Raw genomic sequence first — 19627 nt, 5'->3', positions numbered from 1 at the left:
CTGCCGGGGAAGCAACTTGCCGAACTGGCAGGCGGCACCATGACCGTGAAGCTCGCTTAGCGCCTAGTGCCCCGCCACCGCAGGCCCATCGGCTGACCGCCGTCCCGGTTTGAAGCCATGGGCATGCGCCGTGCAGGCAATCACCAACGCCACCAGCAGCAACAGCGCCATTGCCCATGGAAATGAGGCGGCGCCCCACGTCTCCAGCAACACGCCACCGACCACGCCGCTGGCCGCAATGGCGCTGTTCCACGCCACCACGTTCAGCGACAGCGCCACATCGGCGCCCTCTCCAGCTGCATCGGCCAACGCGGTTTGCAGCAGTGTCGCGGCCCCCCCAAAGCTCAGGCCCCACACGGCCACGCCAAGGTAGATCACCTGCGGCACGCTGCCCAAAAAGCCGAACACCAGGGTTACTGCTGCAAACGTCACCAGGCTTACCAGCACCGTCTTGCGCAACAACGGCTCGACCAGCTTGGCCGTCAACCAGATCCCCACCAACGCGGCAATGCCGAACACCAGCAAGACTAAATCCACACGCTCAGCCAAGCCTGCACGCGCCACAAACGGGGCAATGTAGGTGTACAAAATGTTGTGCGCCAACATCCAACTGATCACCACCGCCAGCACCGGCCGCACGCCGGGCGTGGTCAGCACTTGGCCCAGGGACAGCCGCTGGTGCGCAGGCTGCGGTGGATAGTCCGGGACTTTCACCAGCACCCACACGATCAGCAGCAGCGTCAGCGCCGACATCAGGCCGAACGTCGTACGCCAGCCCACCAGGCCGCCCAGCCAAGTGCCCAGCGGCACACCCAGCGACAACGCAATCGGCGTACCCACCATGGCCAGTGCCAGCGCCCGACCCTGTTGATGCGGCGCAACCATGCGCCGGGCATAACCGGCCAGCAGGCTCCAGGCCAGCCCCGCCGCCACGCCGGCAAAGAACCGCGCCACCAGGGTTACGCCGTACTGGGACGACAGCGCGGTGATGGAGTTAAACAGCAGAAAGCCGACGATAGTCAGCAGCAACACGTTGCGCCGCCGCCAGCCACGGGTGGCAATGGTCATGGGAATCACCGCCAGCACCGACCCCAGCGCGTAGGCCGTGACCATCTGCCCGGCCATCGACGGCGAAATCGCCAGGCCGTCGCTGATCAACGGCAACAGCCCTGCGGGCAGGGTTTCAGTGACGATGCAGATAAAGCCGGTCATGGCCAGGGCGAGCAAGGCGCCAATGGGCAGCCGGTCGGATGCCGCGGATAAGCTGAGTGAGGGTGTCACGGGAGCCTCCTTGAGATGACTTAGATACTGATCGATATAAATGTTGCGTGCACACACAGCTCGTTGTCAACGACTTATGTATCGACTAGTATTTATCTCGCTTACCCAGAGGATTCCCGACATGGCACAAATGGGCCGCCCGCGTAATTTCGACCGAGACCAGGCCGTGGAACAGGCCATGCACCTGTTTTGGCAGCACGGTTACGACGCCACCTCCCTCGCCCAGCTCAAGGCCGGGTTGGGTGGCGGTATCTCCGCGCCGAGTTTTTATGCGGCATTCGGCTCCAAAGAAGCGCTGTTCGATGAATGCGTGCAGCGTTATCTGGCCACCTACGCCCAGGTCACCGAGTGCTTGTGGGACGAGGCTTTGCCCCCGCGTAAGGCTATCGAAACCGCGCTGCGCCAGTCGGCGCGCATGCAGTGTGAAGACGGGCACCCCAAGGGCTGCATGGTGGCGCTGGGCGTGATGAGCGCACCCAGCCCGGAGAACGCGCGGGTCGCGGACGCACTGACGCAATCGCGGGTGCGCACCCGGGCGGGTATCGTCGCCTGCGTTGAGCGCGGGATACGTCTTGGGCAATTGCCAGGCACCACCCAGGCAGCGTCGATGGCGACGGTATTTGACAGTTTCTTGCAGGGCGTTTCGATTCTGGCGCGCGATAACGTGCCGCATGTGGCTATCGACGCGGCGATCACTCAACTCCTGCTGACATGGGATGTTGCAGCCTCAACCGTCGCACCGCGCACCCACTTCAATCACGCCTGAACCGGCCCGTTATCGGCCCAGCCGATGCACACCCGCGAATTATCGATTTGAGCCTTTGTTGAAGCGCCCCGACTATGGGGCCACTTCCAACAACAAAAACAAAGGACTCGCCATGACTGCCCGATTTCACAACCCAGTAGACACGCGTTTCGGCTGCGGCAGCCTGCTCGAGCTTGCCGACATCACCCAGGGCCAGACCGTGGCGCTGGTGACCTTTCCCGAAGCGCGTGGGCTGGGCCTGGTGGAGCGTATCCAGGACCTGCTCGGCGACCGCCTGGTGTACCTCATCGAAGACGTGCAGCCCAACCCCGACGTGGCGCAACTGCGCGATACCTATGAACGTTTCTGGCAGGTAGCCGGCGACTGTGATGCGGTGATTGCCGTGGGCGGCGGCAGCGCGATCGACACGGCCAAAGCGCTGATTGTGGGCACCGAGTCCGGCCGTTTCGATGAGTTGCTGGCGTTGCTGGCCACGGGCAAACCCTTTGTGCCTGCGCGCAGCAAAATCCTGATTGCCGCGCCCACCACGGCGGGAACCGGCAGTGAAGTCACGCCTTGGGCCACCATCTGGGACTCGGCGAGCCTGAAAAAGTACTCGCTGCACCTGGCGTGTACCTGGCCGAAGGTGGCGATCATCGACCCACAATTGATGCTCACCGTGCCCGCCGGCGTCACCGTCTCCACCGGGCTGGACGCCTTGTCCCATGCGTTGGAAGCGGTATGGAACATCAATGCCAACCCCATCTCGGATACGTTCGCCATTTCGGCCATCGAAGACATCCTCGAATGCCTGCCGTTGCTGCGGCGTGACCTGGCCAATCAGGAACTGCGCTCGCGCATGGCGTTGGCGGCCCTTAAAGCCGGGTTGGCGTTCTCCAACACCAAGACCGCCCTCGCCCATTCCATCTCCTACGAAATGACCCTGCACCACGGCCTGCCGCATGGCATTGCCTGCTCGTTCACGCTGCCGCTGGTGCTGGGCCTGGCCTGGGGTCGCAACGCAGCGCGTGACCGAACCCTCCAGCGGATTTTCGGCAGCGACTTGCAGCACGCCCAACACAGGCTGCGCGACTTTCTGCACAGCCTTGAGGTGAAGACGGAGTTTGCCGACTACGGTGTAACAGCCTCCCAGGCCGAAGCCATGATCAACTTCGCCCTGCAGGGCGCACGCGGCAAAAACTTCATCGGTGCCCACGCCGCCTGAAGCCAGCCGTTTACCCCTGTAGCGACGATTTCCTGCCGCACCCTCGCAAGAGTGCGCCCACCGACACCACTCGGTGGGAACCAACAATAAAAAGGAAAAGATCATGAACCGTGCCCAAGCCTTGCCTGGCCTTACCGTGAAAACCGCCTCGTTTCGAGTCGCCCAATGGCGAATGCTGCTGGCAGCGATGTTCTGCTACCTGTTTTTCTACACTGGCCGGCAAACCTTCGGTTTTGCCATCCCCGGCATCCAGGCCGAGTTCGGCTTGACCAAGGAAACCCTCGGCTGGGCCTCTGCGGCCATGCTGTGGGCCTACGCTATCGGCCAGGCCATCAACGGCAACCTTGCCGATAAGTTTGGCGGGCGGCGCATCATGACCCTCGGCGCGGTGCTGTCGTGCGCCGCCAACTGGGTGACCAGCTTTGCCGGCGGTTTTGCCAGCCTGATCCTGCCCTGGGGCCTCAATGGCTATTTTCAGGCCTTGGGCTGGGCGCCCGGCAGCCGGCTGATCTCCAACTGGTGGAGCGCGGGCGAGCGCGGCAAGGTCTACGGCTTTTATGTCTTCGCCGCCGGTTGCGCCTCGATCCTGTCCTACGTCACATCGATTATCGTGCTTGAAGTGCTGCAACTGGAATGGCGCTGGATCTTCCGCTTGCCGGTGCTGCTGATGCTCGCCGGCGGCATCATCTTTTACCTGGTGGCCCGCGAACGCCCACAGGACATGGGTTTCGAAGCCCTTGCCGATACCGGCGTGGCCAATGCCGAAGACAAGAACCATGAGGTGGCGCACGGCGCCGTCGAAAGCTCGTTACAGCGCTACAAGGCGGTGCTGAAAAATGCCCGCCTGATCATCGCAGCCGTGTCCCTGGGGTTTCAGAACGCTGCGCGCTACGGCTTGATCGTGTGGGTGCCGGTGCACTTCCTGGGCGCCAACTGGAAAAGCGGCGACAGCCTGGTCGACCCCAAGTGGATCACCGTTGCCTTGCCCGTTGGCATGGCCATCGGCGCCTTGAGCAATGGCTGGGTGTCGGACAAGCTGTTCGGCTCAAAACGCTACCTGGCGATCATGCTGTACATGGTCCTCGGTGCCGCCACCAGCCTGTGGATGTGGAGCCTGCCGCCGCATAGCGCCATCGGCCTGGTCGCGTTGTTTCTGTGTGGCTTTTTCGTCTATGGCACGGCGTCGAGTTTCTGGGCTCTGTGCCCGGACCTGGTCGGCGCCAAGCGCGCCGGGACCGCGACCGGTGTGATGAATTTCTCGTCCTACCTGTTTGCCGGGCTGGCGGAACCGCTGATCGGCAGTATGCTCGACAGTACCGGCAATACGTCGCTGATCTTTCTGGTGGTGACGACTGCCTGCCTGAGCAGCGCGGTGGTCGCACTGTTCATCAGACGCTGAGCCAGCCACAGGACCTTTGCATGTACCAGTACCACAAGTGGCTGCGCTCCTTTCATGCGGTGGCGAAGACCGGCAGTTTCACCCTTGCCGCCGAGTTCCTGAGTGTTGGGCAGCCGACCGTCAGCGAACAGGTGAATGCCCTGGAAAGGAAGTTCTCCGTTGAGTTGTTCCACCGGCGCGGGCGTTTTGTCGAAATGAGCGCCGCGGGCCACCAGCTGTATGCGATCACCCAGGGCCTGTTCGGGCAAGAGGATGAAGCCGTGCAATTGCTGCAGAGTTTCAAGCAACGCAAGCTCGGCATGTTACGCCTGGGGGCGGTGTCGCCGCCGATTGCGATGAACCTGACGTACGAGCTGATGCAACGTCACCCGGATATCGAGCTGGAAACCTCCTTCTCACCCGAAAAGGAAACCCTGGACCGGCTGTTCAATTTTGATATCGATGTGGCGATCCTGGCGCTGTCCGAATTCGACCAGCGCTTCGACACGCAGCTTTACCACCGTTACCCGATCATTGCCGTGGTGCGCAACGACCATCCCTGGGCCAGCCAGAAGGAGGTGCATGTGGAGCAGATCAGTCAGGAGAAATGGGTGATGCGTGAAAAAAGCTCGCGCACCCGCCAACTGGTGGAGGAAAGCTGCACACGCCTGGGTGTCTCGCTTAATTGTGTGATGCAACTCAACAGCCGCGAAGCCATCGTGCATGCGATCGCCAAGGGTATCGGTATCGGTTTTGTATCGGCGGTCGAATACGCCGAAACGCCCGGTACGACCCCGATTACCTTTGTAAATCACCCGTTTTCCATCGACTACCACCTGTGTTGCCTGGGCATCCGACGCAATCGACCCATGATCGCCGAACTGTTCGACTCAAGCCCCACACCGACCACCTGAATACCCCACACGCTTGACCCTTGAACTGGCCGCCTACCTCTCGCACGCGAAAGGGACGGCCTCCCTGTACCCGCAACTGGAGATTGACCATGCATTACCAACAACCCAAGCAACTGCAAGCTGTCGTCCTCGACTGGGCAGGCACCGTGGTGGATTTCGGCTCGTTTGCCCCCACCCAGATTTTCGTCGAAGCCTTTGCCGAGTTTGGCGTGGCGGTGTCACTGGAGGAGGCGCGCGGCCCCATGGGCATGGGCAAGTGGGACCACATCCGTACGCTGTGCAACCAGCCGCAAATTGCCGAACGCTACCGCGCCGTGTTTGATCGCCTGCCGACCGATGAGGACGTCACCGCGCTGTATGAACGCTTCATGCCCCTGCAAATCGAAAAGATTGCACTGCATTCGGCGGTGATCCCCGGCGCCCTGGAAGCCATTGCAGCCCTGCGCAGCAAAGGCCTCAAAATCGGCTCGTGCTCGGGCTACCCGGCAGTGGTCATGGCCAAAGTCGTGGAGCTGGCCCGCCAGAACGGCTACGTCGCCGACCACGTGGTGGCCACCGATGAAGTGCCCAACGGCCGCCCGTACCCGGCGCAGGCGTTGGCCAATGTGATCGCGCTGGGCATCAGCGACGTCGCGGCGTGCGTCAAGGTCGATGACACCTGGCCGGGTATTCTCGAAGGGCGCAGCGCCGGCATGTGGACAGTGGCACTCACATGCTCCGGCAATGCCCTGGGCCTGACCTACGAGCAGTTCAAGGCGCTGCCGGCGCAGAAACTTGCCGAAGAACGTACACGCATCGGCCAGCTGTTCGAAGGCGCCCGCCCGCATTACCTGATCGACACCATCGTCGATCTGGCGGCGGTGGTTGAAGACATCAACGCCCGCCTGGCACGCGGGGAAACACCCCAAGGCGTCTGACCGGTTCGGGGCACGCCTGCTGTTAAAGCGTGCCCCATTCGTCCCGACATGCCAGCAAAAAATCCACAAACGCCCGCACCCGATGCGGCACATAGCGCCCATGGGGATACAGCAAGGTGAAGGGCCGTGAACGCCCGCCAAACGGCTTCAGCACTTCAACCAGGCTGCCGTCGGCCAATTCACGCTCAACGATAAACTTGTAGGTCTGAAACAACCCCGCGCCGTGTTTGGCCAGGGTTACGCCGCCCAGCACATCATGGGCAATGCTGTAACCGGCCTCTCCGGCAAACTCCTGCTCCTGGCCTTGCAGCTGGAACAGCCAGGGGATGCGCCGGCCATTGCTGGGCAGTTCAAACTGAATGCACTCATGCAATGGCAGATCGTCCAGCGTCTGCGGTGTGCCGACGCGCTGCAAGTACGCAGGCGCAGCGATAACCACCAACTCAGCATCTTCCAGCAGCCGCGCGATCAGCGACGAATCCGGCTGGGCGCGCACGCGAATGGCCAGGTCATAACCTTCGGCAACGAAGTCGATATTGCGGTTGCTGATGTGGATATCCACAGTGACTTGCGGGTACTGCGCACGGAACCTGGGCAGCAGCGGCAGCAAGCGGTGATGCGCGTAGGTGGTCGGCACACTGATGCGCAAGCGCCCGGACGGCACCGCCTGCGCGCCCATCACCTGTTGCTGGGCCTCCACCAGTTGCGTCAGCGCCTGGCGGCACTGCTCGTAAAATGTGCGACCGCTGTCGGTGAGGCGAATGCTACGGGTGGTGCGCACAAACAAGCGCGAGCCCAGGCGTTCTTCCAGGCGCGAAATACTGCGGCTGACGGCGGCCGGGGTAACGCCCGCAGCCTGCGCAGCAGCGGTAAAACTGCCGGCTTCGGCAGCGAGGCAGAACAGCTCGATGCTGCCCAGCTGTAAATCTTCGAAATGGCGTTTCATGATTGATTACATCGGCTCACTATCCGACGTCATTCTTACCAGCCTCTTGGCCTTTAATACAGCGCGCCGGACGAGAATGAGTCATCGGCCTTCTTTGTGTCCGGCAGGTTAACGCACGATGGCGGCGGCACTGAATGCGTGGATCTTGTCGACGATCTGGCGTGATGCCGTCCGGATTGCCGTGGTGGTATTGCCGGCAATGTGCGGCGTCAATTGCGCATTGGCAATAGCGGTCAATGGCGAGTCGAAGCGGTCTTTCTCCAGGGCAAAGGTATCGATGGCCACCGCTTTGATATGCCTGGGAAACTCGCCCATGAAGGCGGCCAACTGGTGTTCGTCGACGATCCCGCCACGCGCGGTATTGATGAGGATTGAGCCCTGGCGCATCTGCCGGAACTCGGCAGTGCCGAACAAGCCTCGGGTCTGCGGGGTGAGCGGTACGTGGATCGAGACGATGTCCGCCTCGGCCAGTAACGGTTCAAGACCCGCCCGTCGTTCAAGCCCAAGGCTGCGCGCCACCGCTTCGGTAAAGCGTTCGGACCCGGTGGCGATCACCTTGATGCCCAGCGCCGCAGCCTTGCGCGCCACCTGTCGGGCAATGCTGCCGGTGCCCACCAGCCCAAGCGTCAGTTCGGCGTATTCGCAGGCAGGTGCCAGGGTGCCTTTTGCCCAATGGCCGTTGTGCGTTTCGGTGTTGTAGTCATCCAGGTCGCGCGACAGATACAGCGCCTGGGCCACGACGTATTCGGCAACAGCGGCCGCGTTGGAACCCGGCGTGTTAAGGATCGCCACGCCACACTGCTCGCACGCCAGCCGGTCAATATGATTGACCCCTGTGCCAGCCTGGGCAATGGCGCGCAGTGGCGTGGCCAACGCCGGCGAGGTGGCAGCGCGGATCAGGCCGGCGCCCAAGGGGATGTTCAGGCGCGTCTTGAACACGCTGTAGCCCCCGGCCTGACTCACGGCGGCAATAAAGCCAGGCTCGTCATGACAGTTGATCTCGGTATAGTGAATGCGCGCGCCGTAGTGCTGCCGAATGCGCTCTTTGTCCGCGAAATAATACAGGTTGAGGGTGACACCCAGACCCAGCTCAAGAAAGCGATCGACTTCCTCAAACAGTAACGGCGGCCCGGGGGCATCCAGTATCAGGGTGGTGAATGCCATACAGTTGATTCTCCTGGAGGGTAGCGCCTGCCGATCCCCAGGTTGCCCTGGGGATAGGGGTTAATTGATCGTTCCCACGCTCCGCGTGGGAATGCCGCCCCGGACGCTCTGCTTCCAGCGCTTGAAGACGTGACGCGGAGCGTCACCGGATGCATTCCCACGCAGAGCGTGGGAACGATCACTGTGAAAAAAGCCAACACGGTGCTGATCACGCGCCACTATACCTTCACCAAGCCGGATGCCCTGTGCTCCCCGCAAGAGTTCGCGGCGATGAAGCCGGCGATTGAAGGCATGGTCAATGACTTGAAAAGCCAGATCATTGTGCAGGCGATGTAAGCTACTGAGAGCTAGGAACGGGCGCTGCCTGCCAGTGGGCGAGCGTGAACGACGAACACCGTCACTTGTGGCGAGCAGGCTTGCCACGGTGAAGGTGTCCAGCCTTAACCGATGGGCGTTGCCTGGCCCCTAGAACTTCGCCTGCACGCCCACCCGTAATGTACGCCCTGGCGCCGGCATGAAGCTTTGCGCCAGCGGGTCCAGGTAGTAGCGATCGGTGACGTTCTGCAGCGATACATTCAGGCTCGCGTCCTCCTGCAACTTATAGTTGAGGAACAGATCCACCAGTGCCACTTCGCGGTAGTTCAGTTGCGGCGTGGTGGCGCCGGTCTGCCAGGGTTTGTCGGCGGTGACGGTGGGGCCGCTGGTGTAGGTAATACGTGTGCCGAGCGTAAGGCTTTGGTCAAAGAAGCGCAGGCCAGTGGTCAGGTTGCCAGCAAGCCGGGGTGGGTTCTGGGTGTTGGTGTAGGAACCCATGAAGCTGCCCGGCGTGCAGTTCGGGGTGTCGGCGGTTTTCTGGTAGCTGTTGCTGGTAGCACGCAGTGTGGCGGCGAAGGCCGCGTCGCAGGTTTCGGTTTTCAAGTAGTAGGTGGACGACAGGTCGGCGAACACGCGCCCGGCATCGTAGCGGGCTTGCAGTTCCAGCCCGCTGGTCTTGTAGCTGTCGGTGTTGCTGAAACGCATCTGGCCCCAGGTGCCTGGGCTTGGGTCGTAGTAGCGGGTGATGTAGTTCTTGATGGTGTTGTTGAAGTAGGCGAGCTTGATCGCCGCCGCGTCATCCTCGACCAACAGCCCTTTGCGCAACGTGCTGGCGCCGACCTCCCAGTTGCTTGAGCGCTCGGGTTTCAAGCCCTTGCCGGGCAGGGTTTGCAGCACGCCCTGGCTGGTTTCAAACAACGAGGGCATGCGAAACCCCTGGGTGTAGGAGGCATACACAAAGGTGTCCGGCAGCACTTCGATATTGATGCCCAGCGCCGGCGAAAATGCCCCGCCGCTGTTGCTGGCCTTGCCGGAATAGTCATAGCCGCTCACCACGTCACCGACCTGGGACGGGTAAACCGTCGAATCGATCACGCCAAAGTCGTTGTAGCGCACGCCTTCGAAGGGGAAGTTGGTGTTCTGGAACACGATGCCGTTGTTCAGGCGCGGATCAGTGGCGTTGGTGTACTCGCCGTTCTGGTCCGGGAACCACATCATGTTGCCGGAATTGTTGCCGTTGTAGACGCGCAGGTAGCGCAGGTCACGCTCCTCCCGTCGCGCGGTGGCATTGGCAATATGGTCTTTGCTGCGGTAGTGGGTATAACGGCCGCCACCCCATAAGGTCAGGCGGTCCACCGGCTTGTATTCGAGTTTGCCATTGAAGCTGTATTCCTGCCGCGAGCCTTCGCGCAGCATGCGGTTGGCGTTGATATCGTGCTGGGTGGTGGCGACGCCTTTTTGCGGGCGCAGTTCTTCGAGCTGGAACGAGCTGCCGAGGTCGAGCTTCAGATCACCGTAGTCGGTCGCCCAGCGTGAGGTGTTGGCCAGCCCGCCGCCGATGCGCTGGTTTGCCTGGCGGCTCCAGGCGCGGTCGGAGCGATAAGCCTGGGACGCAGGTGCGGCCACCGAGGTGAGCTGGCTGGTTTGGGCGTCGGTCATCCACAGGTCGGCGGTCAGGTCCACCAGCGGGTTGCCCGAGGGCAGGTAGTTGTAGCGAGCGGTGTAGGTGTCGATCCTGGTATGGCCCAGCGGGTACTGATAGATGCCGCCGGTGCCGAAACGGAAGATATCCGACGGCATGATCTCGCCAATGCGCCCGTCATAACGACGATAGCCCAGGTCGAAGGTATGGCCGTCCGCCGGGCGCAGGGTGGTCTTGAGCAGGAACGATTCGGTCTTCGCCGAGGAGTTGAGCACTTCTTCGCCGGCGTTGTAGGTAGTGGCGACGCTGGTGTCTTCATCGCCCCAACGGTTGTAGGTGCGGTAGCGGTCCTGGCCTTTTTTACCGGCAAAATAATTGCCCTGATTGCGCTTGGCGTAGGCCGCCACCACGTCGAAAAACTCATGGGTGTAGGCAAACGCGGCGCTGCCGGCTTCGGCCTGCGAGCCGAACAGCCCGCCGCGGCTCTGGTGCGGCTCAGCATACAGGTCCTGGGTTTTTGAGTGCGGGTCGCGGGAAGCCGGGGCGACGCCGTTGTTCCAAACATCGCCCTTGAGGCGCAGGCCGATGTTCTGGCCGTCCTTGAGGATGTCGCCAACGCCCAGCGTGCGCATTTTTACCGTGCCGCCAATGGCGCTGGAGGTCAGGCTGGGGCCTTTGTCGATGGTGATGTCGCTGATCAAGTCCGGGTCGATATAACTGCGCTGCTGAGTACCGGCATAGCCGCGATACACATCCAGCGCCTGCTGCGAGCCGTCCACCGTGACCGCCACCCGGCTCTGGCCCTGGATGCCACGAATGTTCACATCCAGCCCGCCGCCATTGCGGCTGTCGCCCACCTGCACGCCGGGCTGGCCCTTGAGCACATCACCCACCGACACCACGCCAAAACGCTGCATGTCTTCGCCGGAGATATACACCGACGAACGCGGCGCGCGGTAGACCTCCTCTTCGTCGAGATTTTCGCCCGTCACTTTTTGCGTCGGCAACTGCACGGCCTCCTGGTGCAGGCGCAACACATAGCCGCCATCGGCCTGGCGCTGATAGTCCAGGCCGGTGCCCGAGAGCACCTGGGCCAGGCCGTTCTCGGTGTTGAATTCGCCCTGCAGCCCCTGGCTTTTCCTGCCCGCCGTGAGCAGCGAACTGCCCGCCATGCTGATCCCGGCTTCGGCACCAAAGCGCGACAGCACCTGGTCCAGCGGCCCGGCGCTGATGCTGTACGGGCGTTCACCGACGGCCAATACCAGCTCACCGCACAACGGTTGCAGGCCGAGAAACAACAAGCTGAACGTATGACGACGCAAGACACTAACGGGGGAAATCATGCAAGGCTCCTAGGGATCGAAACCCACCTGTGCCGGTGGGTAATACCTAAAGGCCAAGCCAGATCGAAAAAACTATCGCGTCGGCGAAAAAAAACTTTACGCGGGCACCACCGTCACCCAATAACGGCTTCTTCGCTCGATGCGCACCGGCAAGGTTTTGGCCACCAGGGCCAGCGCGGCATCGGTGTCGTCCAACTGGAAACTGCCGGTGATGCGCAGCGCCGCCACCGCTTCACTGCAACGCAGCAAGCCTGGGCGATAGCGCGAGAGTTCGGCGATCAATTGATCCAGGCGCATGCGTTCGGCAGGCAGGATGCCGTGCATCCAGGCCTGGGCCAGCAACAAGTCAACCGGGCTTGGGCGCCCGATTGCGTAGTCGTCAACGTTTATCTGCCAGCCAGCCAGCAACGGCACGGGCGTCGGCTGATGCCGCGCACTCACTTGCACCCGCCCGCGCAAAACAGTCACCTGCGTGCTCTGATGATCATGGCGCACCAACAGGTTGGCACCCTGGCTATAAAGCAGCGCGTTCGGGGTTTGCAGTTGTAACAAGGCAGACCCCGCTGGCGTATCGAGTGCCAGCTCGCCCTCGACCAACTGCACACTGCGTTGGCCTGCGCTCACGTCCAAGTTGACCGCACTGGCGGTGTTCAGCCACAGCGAACTGCCGTCCGCCAGGGTCCAGTGTCGGCGCTCGCCGGTGCGGGTGCGATAACTCGCCAGCGCCGCGCGTACCCGCGTGGAGTCCGCACCTTGCCAGGCAACGCCGCCGAGCAGCCCCAGCGCCAACAGGCACTTGAGCACCTGACGACGGCGATGAGGATCGGTCCCGGCTGCCTGCAATGCCCGGCGTGCGGTGGCGTCGGCCAACACATTGGCGCCTGGTTGCAACAACAGCGGCAAGCTGCTGACCCGCTGCCAGGCGTACTCATGCGCGGGGTTAGCCTGGCGCCATTGCTGCAAAGCCTGATGGTCGCCGGCATTCATCAAGCCGGACTGCAGACGCACCAGCCACTCGATGGCACTGTCGCGCACTTGCGGGTCAACCGCCACACTGCTCATTCAAACCGGCTCGCATAGCAGACACTGAATGCCTTACCCATGGCGCGCTGCACCTGGGCCACCGTCAGGCTTAATTGTTTGGCGATCTGCGGATAGGTCAGGCCATCGAGCTGCGACAAGAAGAAAATCTGCCGCACCCTCCCCGACAAACCGACCAGCAGCGAATCCAGCTGCAACAGCGTTTCGATCATCAGATGCCGCTCTTCCGGCGAAGGCTCCTCGGCCACCGACCGCGCCGCCAGCGCTTCCAGATAAGCCCGCTCGATGGCTTGGCGACGCCAACGGTTGATCAGCAAGCCGTTGGCGATGGTGGCCAGAAATGCCATGGGCTGGCGTAATTCACGCACGTCCTCTTGGGAGCGCAGCACGCGGATAAAGGTGTCATGTGCGAGGTCTTCGGCATCGGCCGTGTGCCCCAGCCGCCGATGCAACCAGCCTCGGAGCCAGCTGTGGTGATTGGCGTACAGCTGGGCGACGGGCGAGGGGGTGCTGTCGTGCTGCATTTCAGATCCACACTAATGATAATGGTTCTCATTTTATGGTCTGAGGAGAGGGGTTGTATAGAGGAAAAGTTGCGACGATCAGCCAAATCCAATGGCAAAAAAGCCTGCATTTCTGCAGGCTTTTCTCTATCTGGCTCCACGACCTGCAACGGAGCCACGAAAAACGTGCTGCAGACACTGAATCAATGCACCGCGTGACTATCAGCTATCGAGAAACCTTTATGCCTCACTTAACTTCCTGACCAACGTAGCCGCCATTAGCTTCAACGTTCTCTTGCTCACAGGCGCATCTCACTAACGCCTAAAGATGATTGATTTTGCGAAATCTGCATACTTATAAAACCAACTCAACGCAAACAAAATCGAGAATGGCATTCCAAACCATACAAATACCACATCAAATTCCACCTCAAACCCTGCGGAAATAAACAGGACTGGCAACAATGCCAGCAGGCAGCCTATGGAAAGCATTACGACTAAAATACCCGCCGCCATTATCGCCGAAGACATCAACTTACTTACCGTCACCCTTAGCCTCCTCGTAAAAGCCATAGCCTTTATAACCCACTCCGCCGACATACACACCCAGCGCAGTACCAAATGGCGTTTTCGTACCTAACAGCGGAATGATAAAATTATTATCCATCTTCGGAACCAAACCCCCGAAGATCGAACCCTTCCTCAACCCATCCGAAGCCCCCATCACGAGAGGGACTTTCCCAAAGCCAGCACCGGCGGAAAGTAACGTATCCGCCCCTTGGTAGACCAATGGACCATAGCCACCTGGAATCAAGTCAAACGCCGACTTAACAGGGTTGCCCGCGAAAGATGAAGGCCGCTCTGCGCGCTCCCAGATCAACGAGGGAGAAACTTTTAGAAAGGTCAGGGTCTTTTGCCACTTACCGCTTTGAACCGTCGTCGTCCAAATAGCCTTGCCTTCTGCGTTCACCTGAATGATCGCGTTGTCTTGCAGAACGTTGAATAACGTTGAGTTCGAAGTGGGGATCGATTCTGTCAGCTACCGAGCAACCTTCATGCCTCACTCAACTTCCTGACCAACGTAGCCGCCATTAGCTTCAACGTTCTACTGTCTGCCTCAAACCCCTCATCTAGAGCGCGTATGACCTGTGCCCTGTCAAGAATGTAGCCAGCCAAAAAAACTGACTCAATTGATTCAATTGCATGAATGACAACCGACTCCTCTCCAGCTTTTAGAAGCGTTAGCAAAACACGCAACGCCCGCTCATCATTCGAGTCACCGAGAGACTCCGCGCACCGACCTCGCCAGACTTCAGACTTCGCCAGAAGAGCAAACTCAAGTTCCTCCCAGTTTGAATTATCAAACTGAGAGATCTTGGAGGCCGCGATATTAATTCCTACATCCGACCAATAATCTTCTGACCCTATCGAATCCAGAAAACAATCATACTTCCCGAACATGAATCACCTATAAAATCCAGGAAAAAATGAAAACAAGGCTTCTTCAAGCTAAATAAATCCGTACCCTTTTACCCTTGGAAATATTGGAGCGAGCTCTGCGTGATGAGTGGCGCGATCAATCCCAGGGCTTAGGGTAAATGTGTGGGGATCCCTCAGGGTCCGTCTGCTTTTTTGGATTTATTTACCATGCGGCGTGACGATTCGACGGTGTCGACTTTCCGGAACGCCTCATCTTTTCAACTGTCGCTTTAGACGCTGAGTACTTATCAGCATATTTTTCCGGAGTGCGCCTGCGAAGCTCAGCCAAAATCGACGCCAGACTTTCATGACTCGCCAAGTCTGCAGGTTCTATTTCAATAGCATCTTCATAGCACTGCAAGGCGCCTTCAAGATCCCCCACCTTCACCAACATTGCACCGAGCTCAAGATACGTATCGACAAATGACGGTTCAGCTTCAATGGCGGCCTGATAATACTTAAATGCTTCGACATAATTAGACGCCCGCTCATTGGATACACCCGCCAGGAAAAGATAGCGCGCGATGACCTGGCCGGGGGCCAATTGGGTAGCCACCTCATAATGTTTTATGGCTTGGGCGAAGTCACGCTGATAGAAACAAATATCGCCCAAACACTCAGCGAATGTTGACTCCGACAGTGAGTGCGAGCGCTCCTTGAAATAGTCAACAGCCTTTTCGTCAAGTCCGCTTGAGAGGTATCGAATCAGCTGTCTCTTTATGTCTCTAAAATCAGATTCGCTCACACCTAGTCTCCGACCACTTTAACGTGCTTAACAATCAAATTGAATGAATCCAACAGCGTAGGTGGCACCCCGATGTTTCGAAAATTAGAAACCGGATCAATGCCTTCCACGGCAAAAAGTGGACAGATTTTTAATTAACAAAAGACTCGGAAAATTAAATAAATCTGTCTCCTTTACCGCTTATAACCTGCCCCGGCCCTTTTGCACCTATTCAACTCTTCAATGCTGGCAAAGACAGCACTTCATCGTACTGTGGCCAGTCTTCCCTTGCGCGTTTGAGCACACCTTGCATCAATTCGTCCAACTCAGGCACTGGCTGCTCGGGCGGCAATTGGTCAAAAGGCGCGGCCAGCAGCGGATGATCAATCTTCTGCGGATTGGCTAAACCTTCCCACTGGCGCAGGCGCAGGATAAAGAGAATTTCCACCGGCACGCGCTCCAAGTGCCAGTCCTGATTGAAGTCGTAGGAATTCTTCTGGCTCTCTTTGCCGGTTTGCCAAGTGTGGCGGTCACACGCGGCCAACAGACAGGGCATCAGGTCGTCGGGGCTGGGAGTGCGCCACTTGGCCAGCAAGGCTTCGTAGATGGGTTCGTCGTAAGCATAAGCAGGCCATTGATGCGAGACATCGCCCACCCAATCGGCAAACACACGCAGCATAAAGGCTTGGGCGCGGCGGTGTTGCTCTTCGTACTCAATCACTAATTGATGCCCACGGTTGAGAGCCGCATGGGTGAGATAGCCCTGATGGATGACGGCATCCTTCCAGCCCAGAATCGCCATGGCGGCCATCATGTTAGCAGCGGTTTGGATGCTGTAGTTTTGTTGGCGTCTGTCATTACCTACGGCTTTAGCCAAAACGTCAAACTGCCCCGCCCAAAAAAACAACTGCCAAATGCCTACTTGGTAGTAACGCATCCAGTGTGCCAATTCGGAAAGCCATCGCGGGTTTCCCGCTGCAGTGGCAAGTACTTTGTGAGCCCTTGTCACCGACATCCATTCTGCACAAGCATCTGTTGCATTGTTTCTGTTTGGAACCATCATTGAACGCTTCGGCGAAGCATCCTCGCGAGTAACGTACTCGCGAATACCGGCTATCTCATATTCATCCGAGACATGTGGCCCCTTGGCTATGCGCCCCAGCACACTTTTGCAAGAAGGCCATTTCGGGTTTGCGCCCGAGCGCTCGCACTGAATTATTTCTTGGACCATGGTTCCACCTTAAATTCTGCTACACCTGTTTTACCGGGGGCAGGAACACCGACTTTGACGGTCACGCCTTGGACTTTGACGTTTTCAGAACGCAGCGCTGCTTGCAAAGCATCACGTAACGCTGGGTCCGAATCGGCAATTGAGCTATTACCCAACCACCCTCTCAACCTCGTCGCCGGATCTCCGTGCGGCGTACCGGCCTTATTCACGCCATTCACCGAAGACTTCGCATCCCTCACCACCACGGTAATCGTATCGCCATTGATCGCAACCGCGCAGCCATCACAGCCGTGGTTGCTACTGTTTTGCAGAGGTTTGAAATTGAGGCCGGTTTTCTCGTTAAGGGTTTGCAGGGCCAGTTGCTCGCCCAACACCCCATCATTTACAAGCGAACCGGTCTTCCAATTGGGAAGGTGCGACAGCGGGATACTTTCAAATGTCTGCCCAAACAGGTCTTCAACCCGGCTGATCTTGGGTGGATTGATTGCATCAGGGATAACCTGCCCTGGTCCTTTTGCACCCTATTCAACCTTTCAGCGCTGGCAAAGACAGCACGTCATCGTAATTTGGCCAGTCTTCTCTGGCACGGTTGAGCACACCTTGCATCAATTCGTCCAACTCAGGCACTGGCTGCTCGGGCGGCAATTGGTTAAAGGGCGCGACCATCAGCGGATGATCAATCTGCTGCGGATTGGGCAAGCCTTCCCATTGGCGTAGACGCAGTATGTAGAGGATTTCTACCGGCACGCGCTCCATGCGGCAATCCTGATTGAAATCGTAAGAAGTCTTCTGGCTGTCTTTGCCGGTTTGCCAGGTGTGGCGGTCACATGCGGCCAGCAAACAGGGCAACAAGTCGTCGGGGTTGGCGGTGCGCCAGTTTGCCAGTAGCGCTTCGTAGATAGGTTCATCATATGCATAGGCCGGCCACAGGTGCGATACATCCCCCACCCAATCGGCAAACACGCGCAGCATAAAGGCCTGGGCGCGGCGGTGCTGCTCTTCGTACTCGATCACCAACTGATGTCCGCGATTAAGCGCCGCATGAGTGAGATAGCCCTGATGGATGACGGCATCCTTCCAACCCAAGATCGCCATCGCAGCCATCATGTTGGTACCGGTTTGGATGCTGTAGTTTTCCTGGCGAATGTGGTTGCCGTGGAATTGATCATACTGGTGCGCCCAAAAGAATAATTGCCAAACACCTACTTGGTAGTAGCGCATCCAATGAGCCAATTCTTGCAACCATTGCGGGTTGTCTTGGGCAGTGGCAAGAATTTTATAAAGTCTGCTCCGAACCATTCGTTCTGGGATGATACTTGTCGCATTATTTTTATTTGGAACCATCATTGGATCAGTGGGCCTTGCATCCTCCCTGGTGACGTATCTGCGTATCTCATTGACATAAAACGCGTCCTCAACATGCGGCCCTCTGGCGATGCGAGCGAGTACTGATTTGTAGGATGGCCACCTTGGATTCACACCCAAACGTTCAAACTGATTTACTTCTTGGGCCATGATTCCACCTTAATTTCTGCTTGACCTGTTTTACCGGCTGCTGGCAAACCGACTTTAACGGTAACGCCTTGGACTTTGACTCTACCGCTTTGCAACGCGGACTCCAATGCTGTAGCCAACGCAGGATCGGATTGGGTTATAGAACCATTATCCAACCACCCTCTCAATCTTGTCGCCGGATCTCCATGCGGCGTGCGTGCCTGATTCACGCCATTCACCGAAGACTTCGCATCCATCACCAACACGGTAATCGTATCGCCATTGATCGCAACCGCGCAGCCATCACAGCCGTGGTTACTACTGTTTTGCAGAGGTTTGAAATTGAGGCCGGTTTTCTCGTTAAGGGTTTGCAGGGCCAGTTGCTCGCCCAACACCCCATCATTTACAAGCGAACCGGTCTTCCAATTGGGAAGGTGCGACAGCGGGATACTTTCAAATGTCTGCCCAAACAGGTCTTCAACCCGGCTGATCTTGGGTGGATTGATTGCATCAGGGATAACCTGCCCTGGTCCTTTTGCACCATCTAAACCGTCAATTTAATCCAAATAAAATCTGTCTGAGAGCACGTTGTTTTTCTAGGGTTGAATCATCAGAAAAAACCTTATCAGACGTTACAACTTTCAATAACCTACCACACTCATAAACTTTAAATTCCTGGCTTTCCAACAACGAAATGCTTGCGAATCTATCCACGCCAACTCTCTCCCAGAAGAGATTGCCTAGCCACATAGTACTTCCAATCGCCTCAATATATCCTTGTCTGAGTACGTTACGGCCAGGATTCCCTGATGTATCAATTTCCATTTGATCCAAGGGGGGAGGCAAGCCATTAGACTTCATTGGAAGACCTGAAAGAGGACGACCCACGCATTCATACTCTAGAGGGTCTGTAGCGTTCTGCCAAAAATCATATTCGACATCAGAAACCCATGCCTGAATAAAACCTTCCACACCAAGAATAGGTCCTATTTCCTCTTCCAACTCAGTATTATTATGACCCTCTGATTCTTCTAGCACCAAAAAGCAATAACCCAGTGCTGGAAGCAACCCGAATCGGAGCTCAAACCCACCAGATACCAAACCACTAGGCCATGATCTTTTTTTCAATATTTTCTTTTCAAGCGTTTTGATATCAATCTTAACCCCATGCAGAAAAAATACCGAGGGGGAGGAAAACTTATTTAAAACCTCTCCAACCAAGGCAAGCATCTGCAAACCACTGATCAATTCAACATCAAAAACAAACTTGAATCGTTTCATATTT

Annotated in this window: 20 protein-coding genes; 6 read left to right on the top strand and 14 right to left on the bottom strand. The window is 58.2% G+C overall.

From position 1 onward, the window contains the following. Positions 1–63 precede the first annotated feature (63 nt). Positions 64–1281: an MFS transporter gene (locus HBO23_RS09330; protein ID WP_170037869.1), complete on the bottom strand. Its 1218-nt coding sequence runs from the start codon at positions 1279–1281 to the stop codon at positions 64–66. 121 nt (positions 1282–1402) lie between these two features. Here HBO23_RS09330 and HBO23_RS09325 point away from each other — a divergent pair, with 121 nt between their 5' ends. The 5 genes from HBO23_RS09325 (at position 1403) to phnX (ending at position 6460) form a co-directional block, all read left to right on the top strand. Next, on the top strand, positions 1403–2047 hold the full coding sequence (locus HBO23_RS09325; RefSeq protein ID WP_170037867.1) for a TetR/AcrR family transcriptional regulator: 645 nt from the start codon (positions 1403–1405) through the stop codon (positions 2045–2047). Positions 2048–2159: 112 nt separating this feature from the next. Beyond that, positions 2160–3251, top strand: coding sequence for an iron-containing alcohol dehydrogenase PsrA (gene psrA, locus HBO23_RS09320; protein ID WP_026013707.1), 1092 nt, complete (start codon positions 2160–2162; stop codon positions 3249–3251). Between the two features lie 103 nt (positions 3252–3354). After that, entirely contained in the window at positions 3355–4650 is a 1296-nt protein-coding gene (locus tag HBO23_RS09315) for an MFS transporter (protein ID WP_170037865.1), read from the top strand. A 20-nt stretch (positions 4651–4670) separates the two neighbouring features. After that, complete coding sequence (locus tag HBO23_RS09310) at positions 4671–5543, top strand: LysR substrate-binding domain-containing protein (protein ID WP_017137003.1); 873 nt, start codon at positions 4671–4673, stop codon at positions 5541–5543. Positions 5544–5632: 89 nt separating this feature from the next. Beyond that, positions 5633–6460 carry a phosphonoacetaldehyde hydrolase gene (gene phnX / locus HBO23_RS09305; protein WP_017137004.1) on the top strand — a complete coding sequence of 276 codons (828 nt, stop codon included), beginning with the start codon at positions 5633–5635 and terminating at the stop codon, positions 6458–6460. Between the two features lie 22 nt (positions 6461–6482). Here the strand turns inward: phnX and HBO23_RS09300 are convergent, their stop codons facing one another. Together HBO23_RS09300 and HBO23_RS09295 are read right to left on the bottom strand one after the other, a co-directional pair. Further along, complete coding sequence (locus HBO23_RS09300; protein ID WP_170037863.1) at positions 6483–7406, bottom strand: LysR family transcriptional regulator; 924 nt, start codon at positions 7404–7406, stop codon at positions 6483–6485. A 108-nt stretch (positions 7407–7514) separates the two neighbouring features. Then, positions 7515–8570, bottom strand: a complete 1056-nt coding sequence (locus HBO23_RS09295) for an NAD(P)-dependent oxidoreductase (protein ID WP_170037861.1) — start codon at positions 8568–8570, stop codon at positions 7515–7517. Between the two features lie 183 nt (positions 8571–8753). On the opposite strand from HBO23_RS09295, the gene HBO23_RS09290 reads away from it, so the two are divergent. Further along, entirely contained in the window at positions 8754–8906 is a 153-nt protein-coding gene (locus tag HBO23_RS09290) for a hypothetical protein (protein ID WP_017137007.1), read from the top strand. A 129-nt stretch (positions 8907–9035) separates the two neighbouring features. On the opposite strand, the gene HBO23_RS09285 is transcribed toward HBO23_RS09290, so the two are convergent. The 11 genes from HBO23_RS09285 to HBO23_RS09235 form a co-directional block, all read right to left on the bottom strand. Continuing rightward, a complete protein-coding gene (locus HBO23_RS09285) occupies positions 9036–11870 on the bottom strand; it encodes a TonB-dependent receptor (protein ID WP_170037859.1) in 2835 nt (944 codons plus the stop codon). 96 nt (positions 11871–11966) lie between these two features. Next, a complete protein-coding gene (locus HBO23_RS09280; protein ID WP_170037857.1) occupies positions 11967–12932 on the bottom strand; it encodes a FecR domain-containing protein in 966 nt (321 codons plus the stop codon). After that, complete coding sequence (locus HBO23_RS09275) at positions 12929–13435, bottom strand: sigma-70 family RNA polymerase sigma factor (RefSeq protein ID WP_017137010.1); 507 nt, start codon at positions 13433–13435, stop codon at positions 12929–12931. The genes HBO23_RS09280 and HBO23_RS09275 overlap by 4 nt, the downstream gene beginning before the upstream one ends. Before the next feature lie 294 nt (positions 13436–13729). Beyond that, positions 13730–13963 carry a hypothetical protein gene (locus tag HBO23_RS09270; RefSeq protein ID WP_017137011.1) on the bottom strand — a complete coding sequence of 78 codons (234 nt, stop codon included), beginning with the start codon at positions 13961–13963 and terminating at the stop codon, positions 13730–13732. Beyond that, positions 13950–14384: a hypothetical protein gene (locus HBO23_RS33630; protein WP_178131761.1), complete on the bottom strand. Its 435-nt coding sequence runs from the start codon at positions 14382–14384 to the stop codon at positions 13950–13952. The genes HBO23_RS09270 and HBO23_RS33630 overlap by 14 nt, the downstream gene beginning before the upstream one ends. Before the next feature lie 672 nt (positions 14385–15056). Then, positions 15057–15638, bottom strand: a complete 582-nt coding sequence (locus HBO23_RS09260; protein ID WP_170037855.1) for a tetratricopeptide repeat protein — start codon at positions 15636–15638, stop codon at positions 15057–15059. Positions 15639–15849: 211 nt separating this feature from the next. Further along, positions 15850–16524 carry a hypothetical protein gene (locus tag HBO23_RS09255; RefSeq protein WP_170038006.1) on the bottom strand — a complete coding sequence of 225 codons (675 nt, stop codon included), beginning with the start codon at positions 16522–16524 and terminating at the stop codon, positions 15850–15852. Positions 16525–16832: 308 nt separating this feature from the next. After that, positions 16833–17222: a hypothetical protein gene (locus HBO23_RS09250; protein ID WP_346343056.1), complete on the bottom strand. Its 390-nt coding sequence runs from the start codon at positions 17220–17222 to the stop codon at positions 16833–16835. Between the two features lie 151 nt (positions 17223–17373). Next, on the bottom strand, positions 17374–18069 hold the full coding sequence (locus HBO23_RS09245; RefSeq protein WP_170038005.1) for a hypothetical protein: 696 nt from the start codon (positions 18067–18069) through the stop codon (positions 17374–17376). A 278-nt stretch (positions 18070–18347) separates the two neighbouring features. Continuing rightward, positions 18348–18737 carry a hypothetical protein gene (locus tag HBO23_RS09240; protein ID WP_346343055.1) on the bottom strand — a complete coding sequence of 130 codons (390 nt, stop codon included), beginning with the start codon at positions 18735–18737 and terminating at the stop codon, positions 18348–18350. Between the two features lie 157 nt (positions 18738–18894). Then, a complete protein-coding gene (locus tag HBO23_RS09235) occupies positions 18895–19623 on the bottom strand; it encodes a hypothetical protein (protein WP_170037838.1) in 729 nt (242 codons plus the stop codon). Positions 19624–19627 lie beyond the last annotated feature (4 nt).

This window comes from Pseudomonas sp. WS 5532 (genome assembly GCF_012985445.1).
Lineage (GTDB): Bacteria > Pseudomonadota > Gammaproteobacteria > Pseudomonadales > Pseudomonadaceae > Aquipseudomonas > Aquipseudomonas edaphica.
Note: the sequence above shows the minus strand (reverse complement) of the source record. Positions and strands in the feature narration are given on the sequence as shown.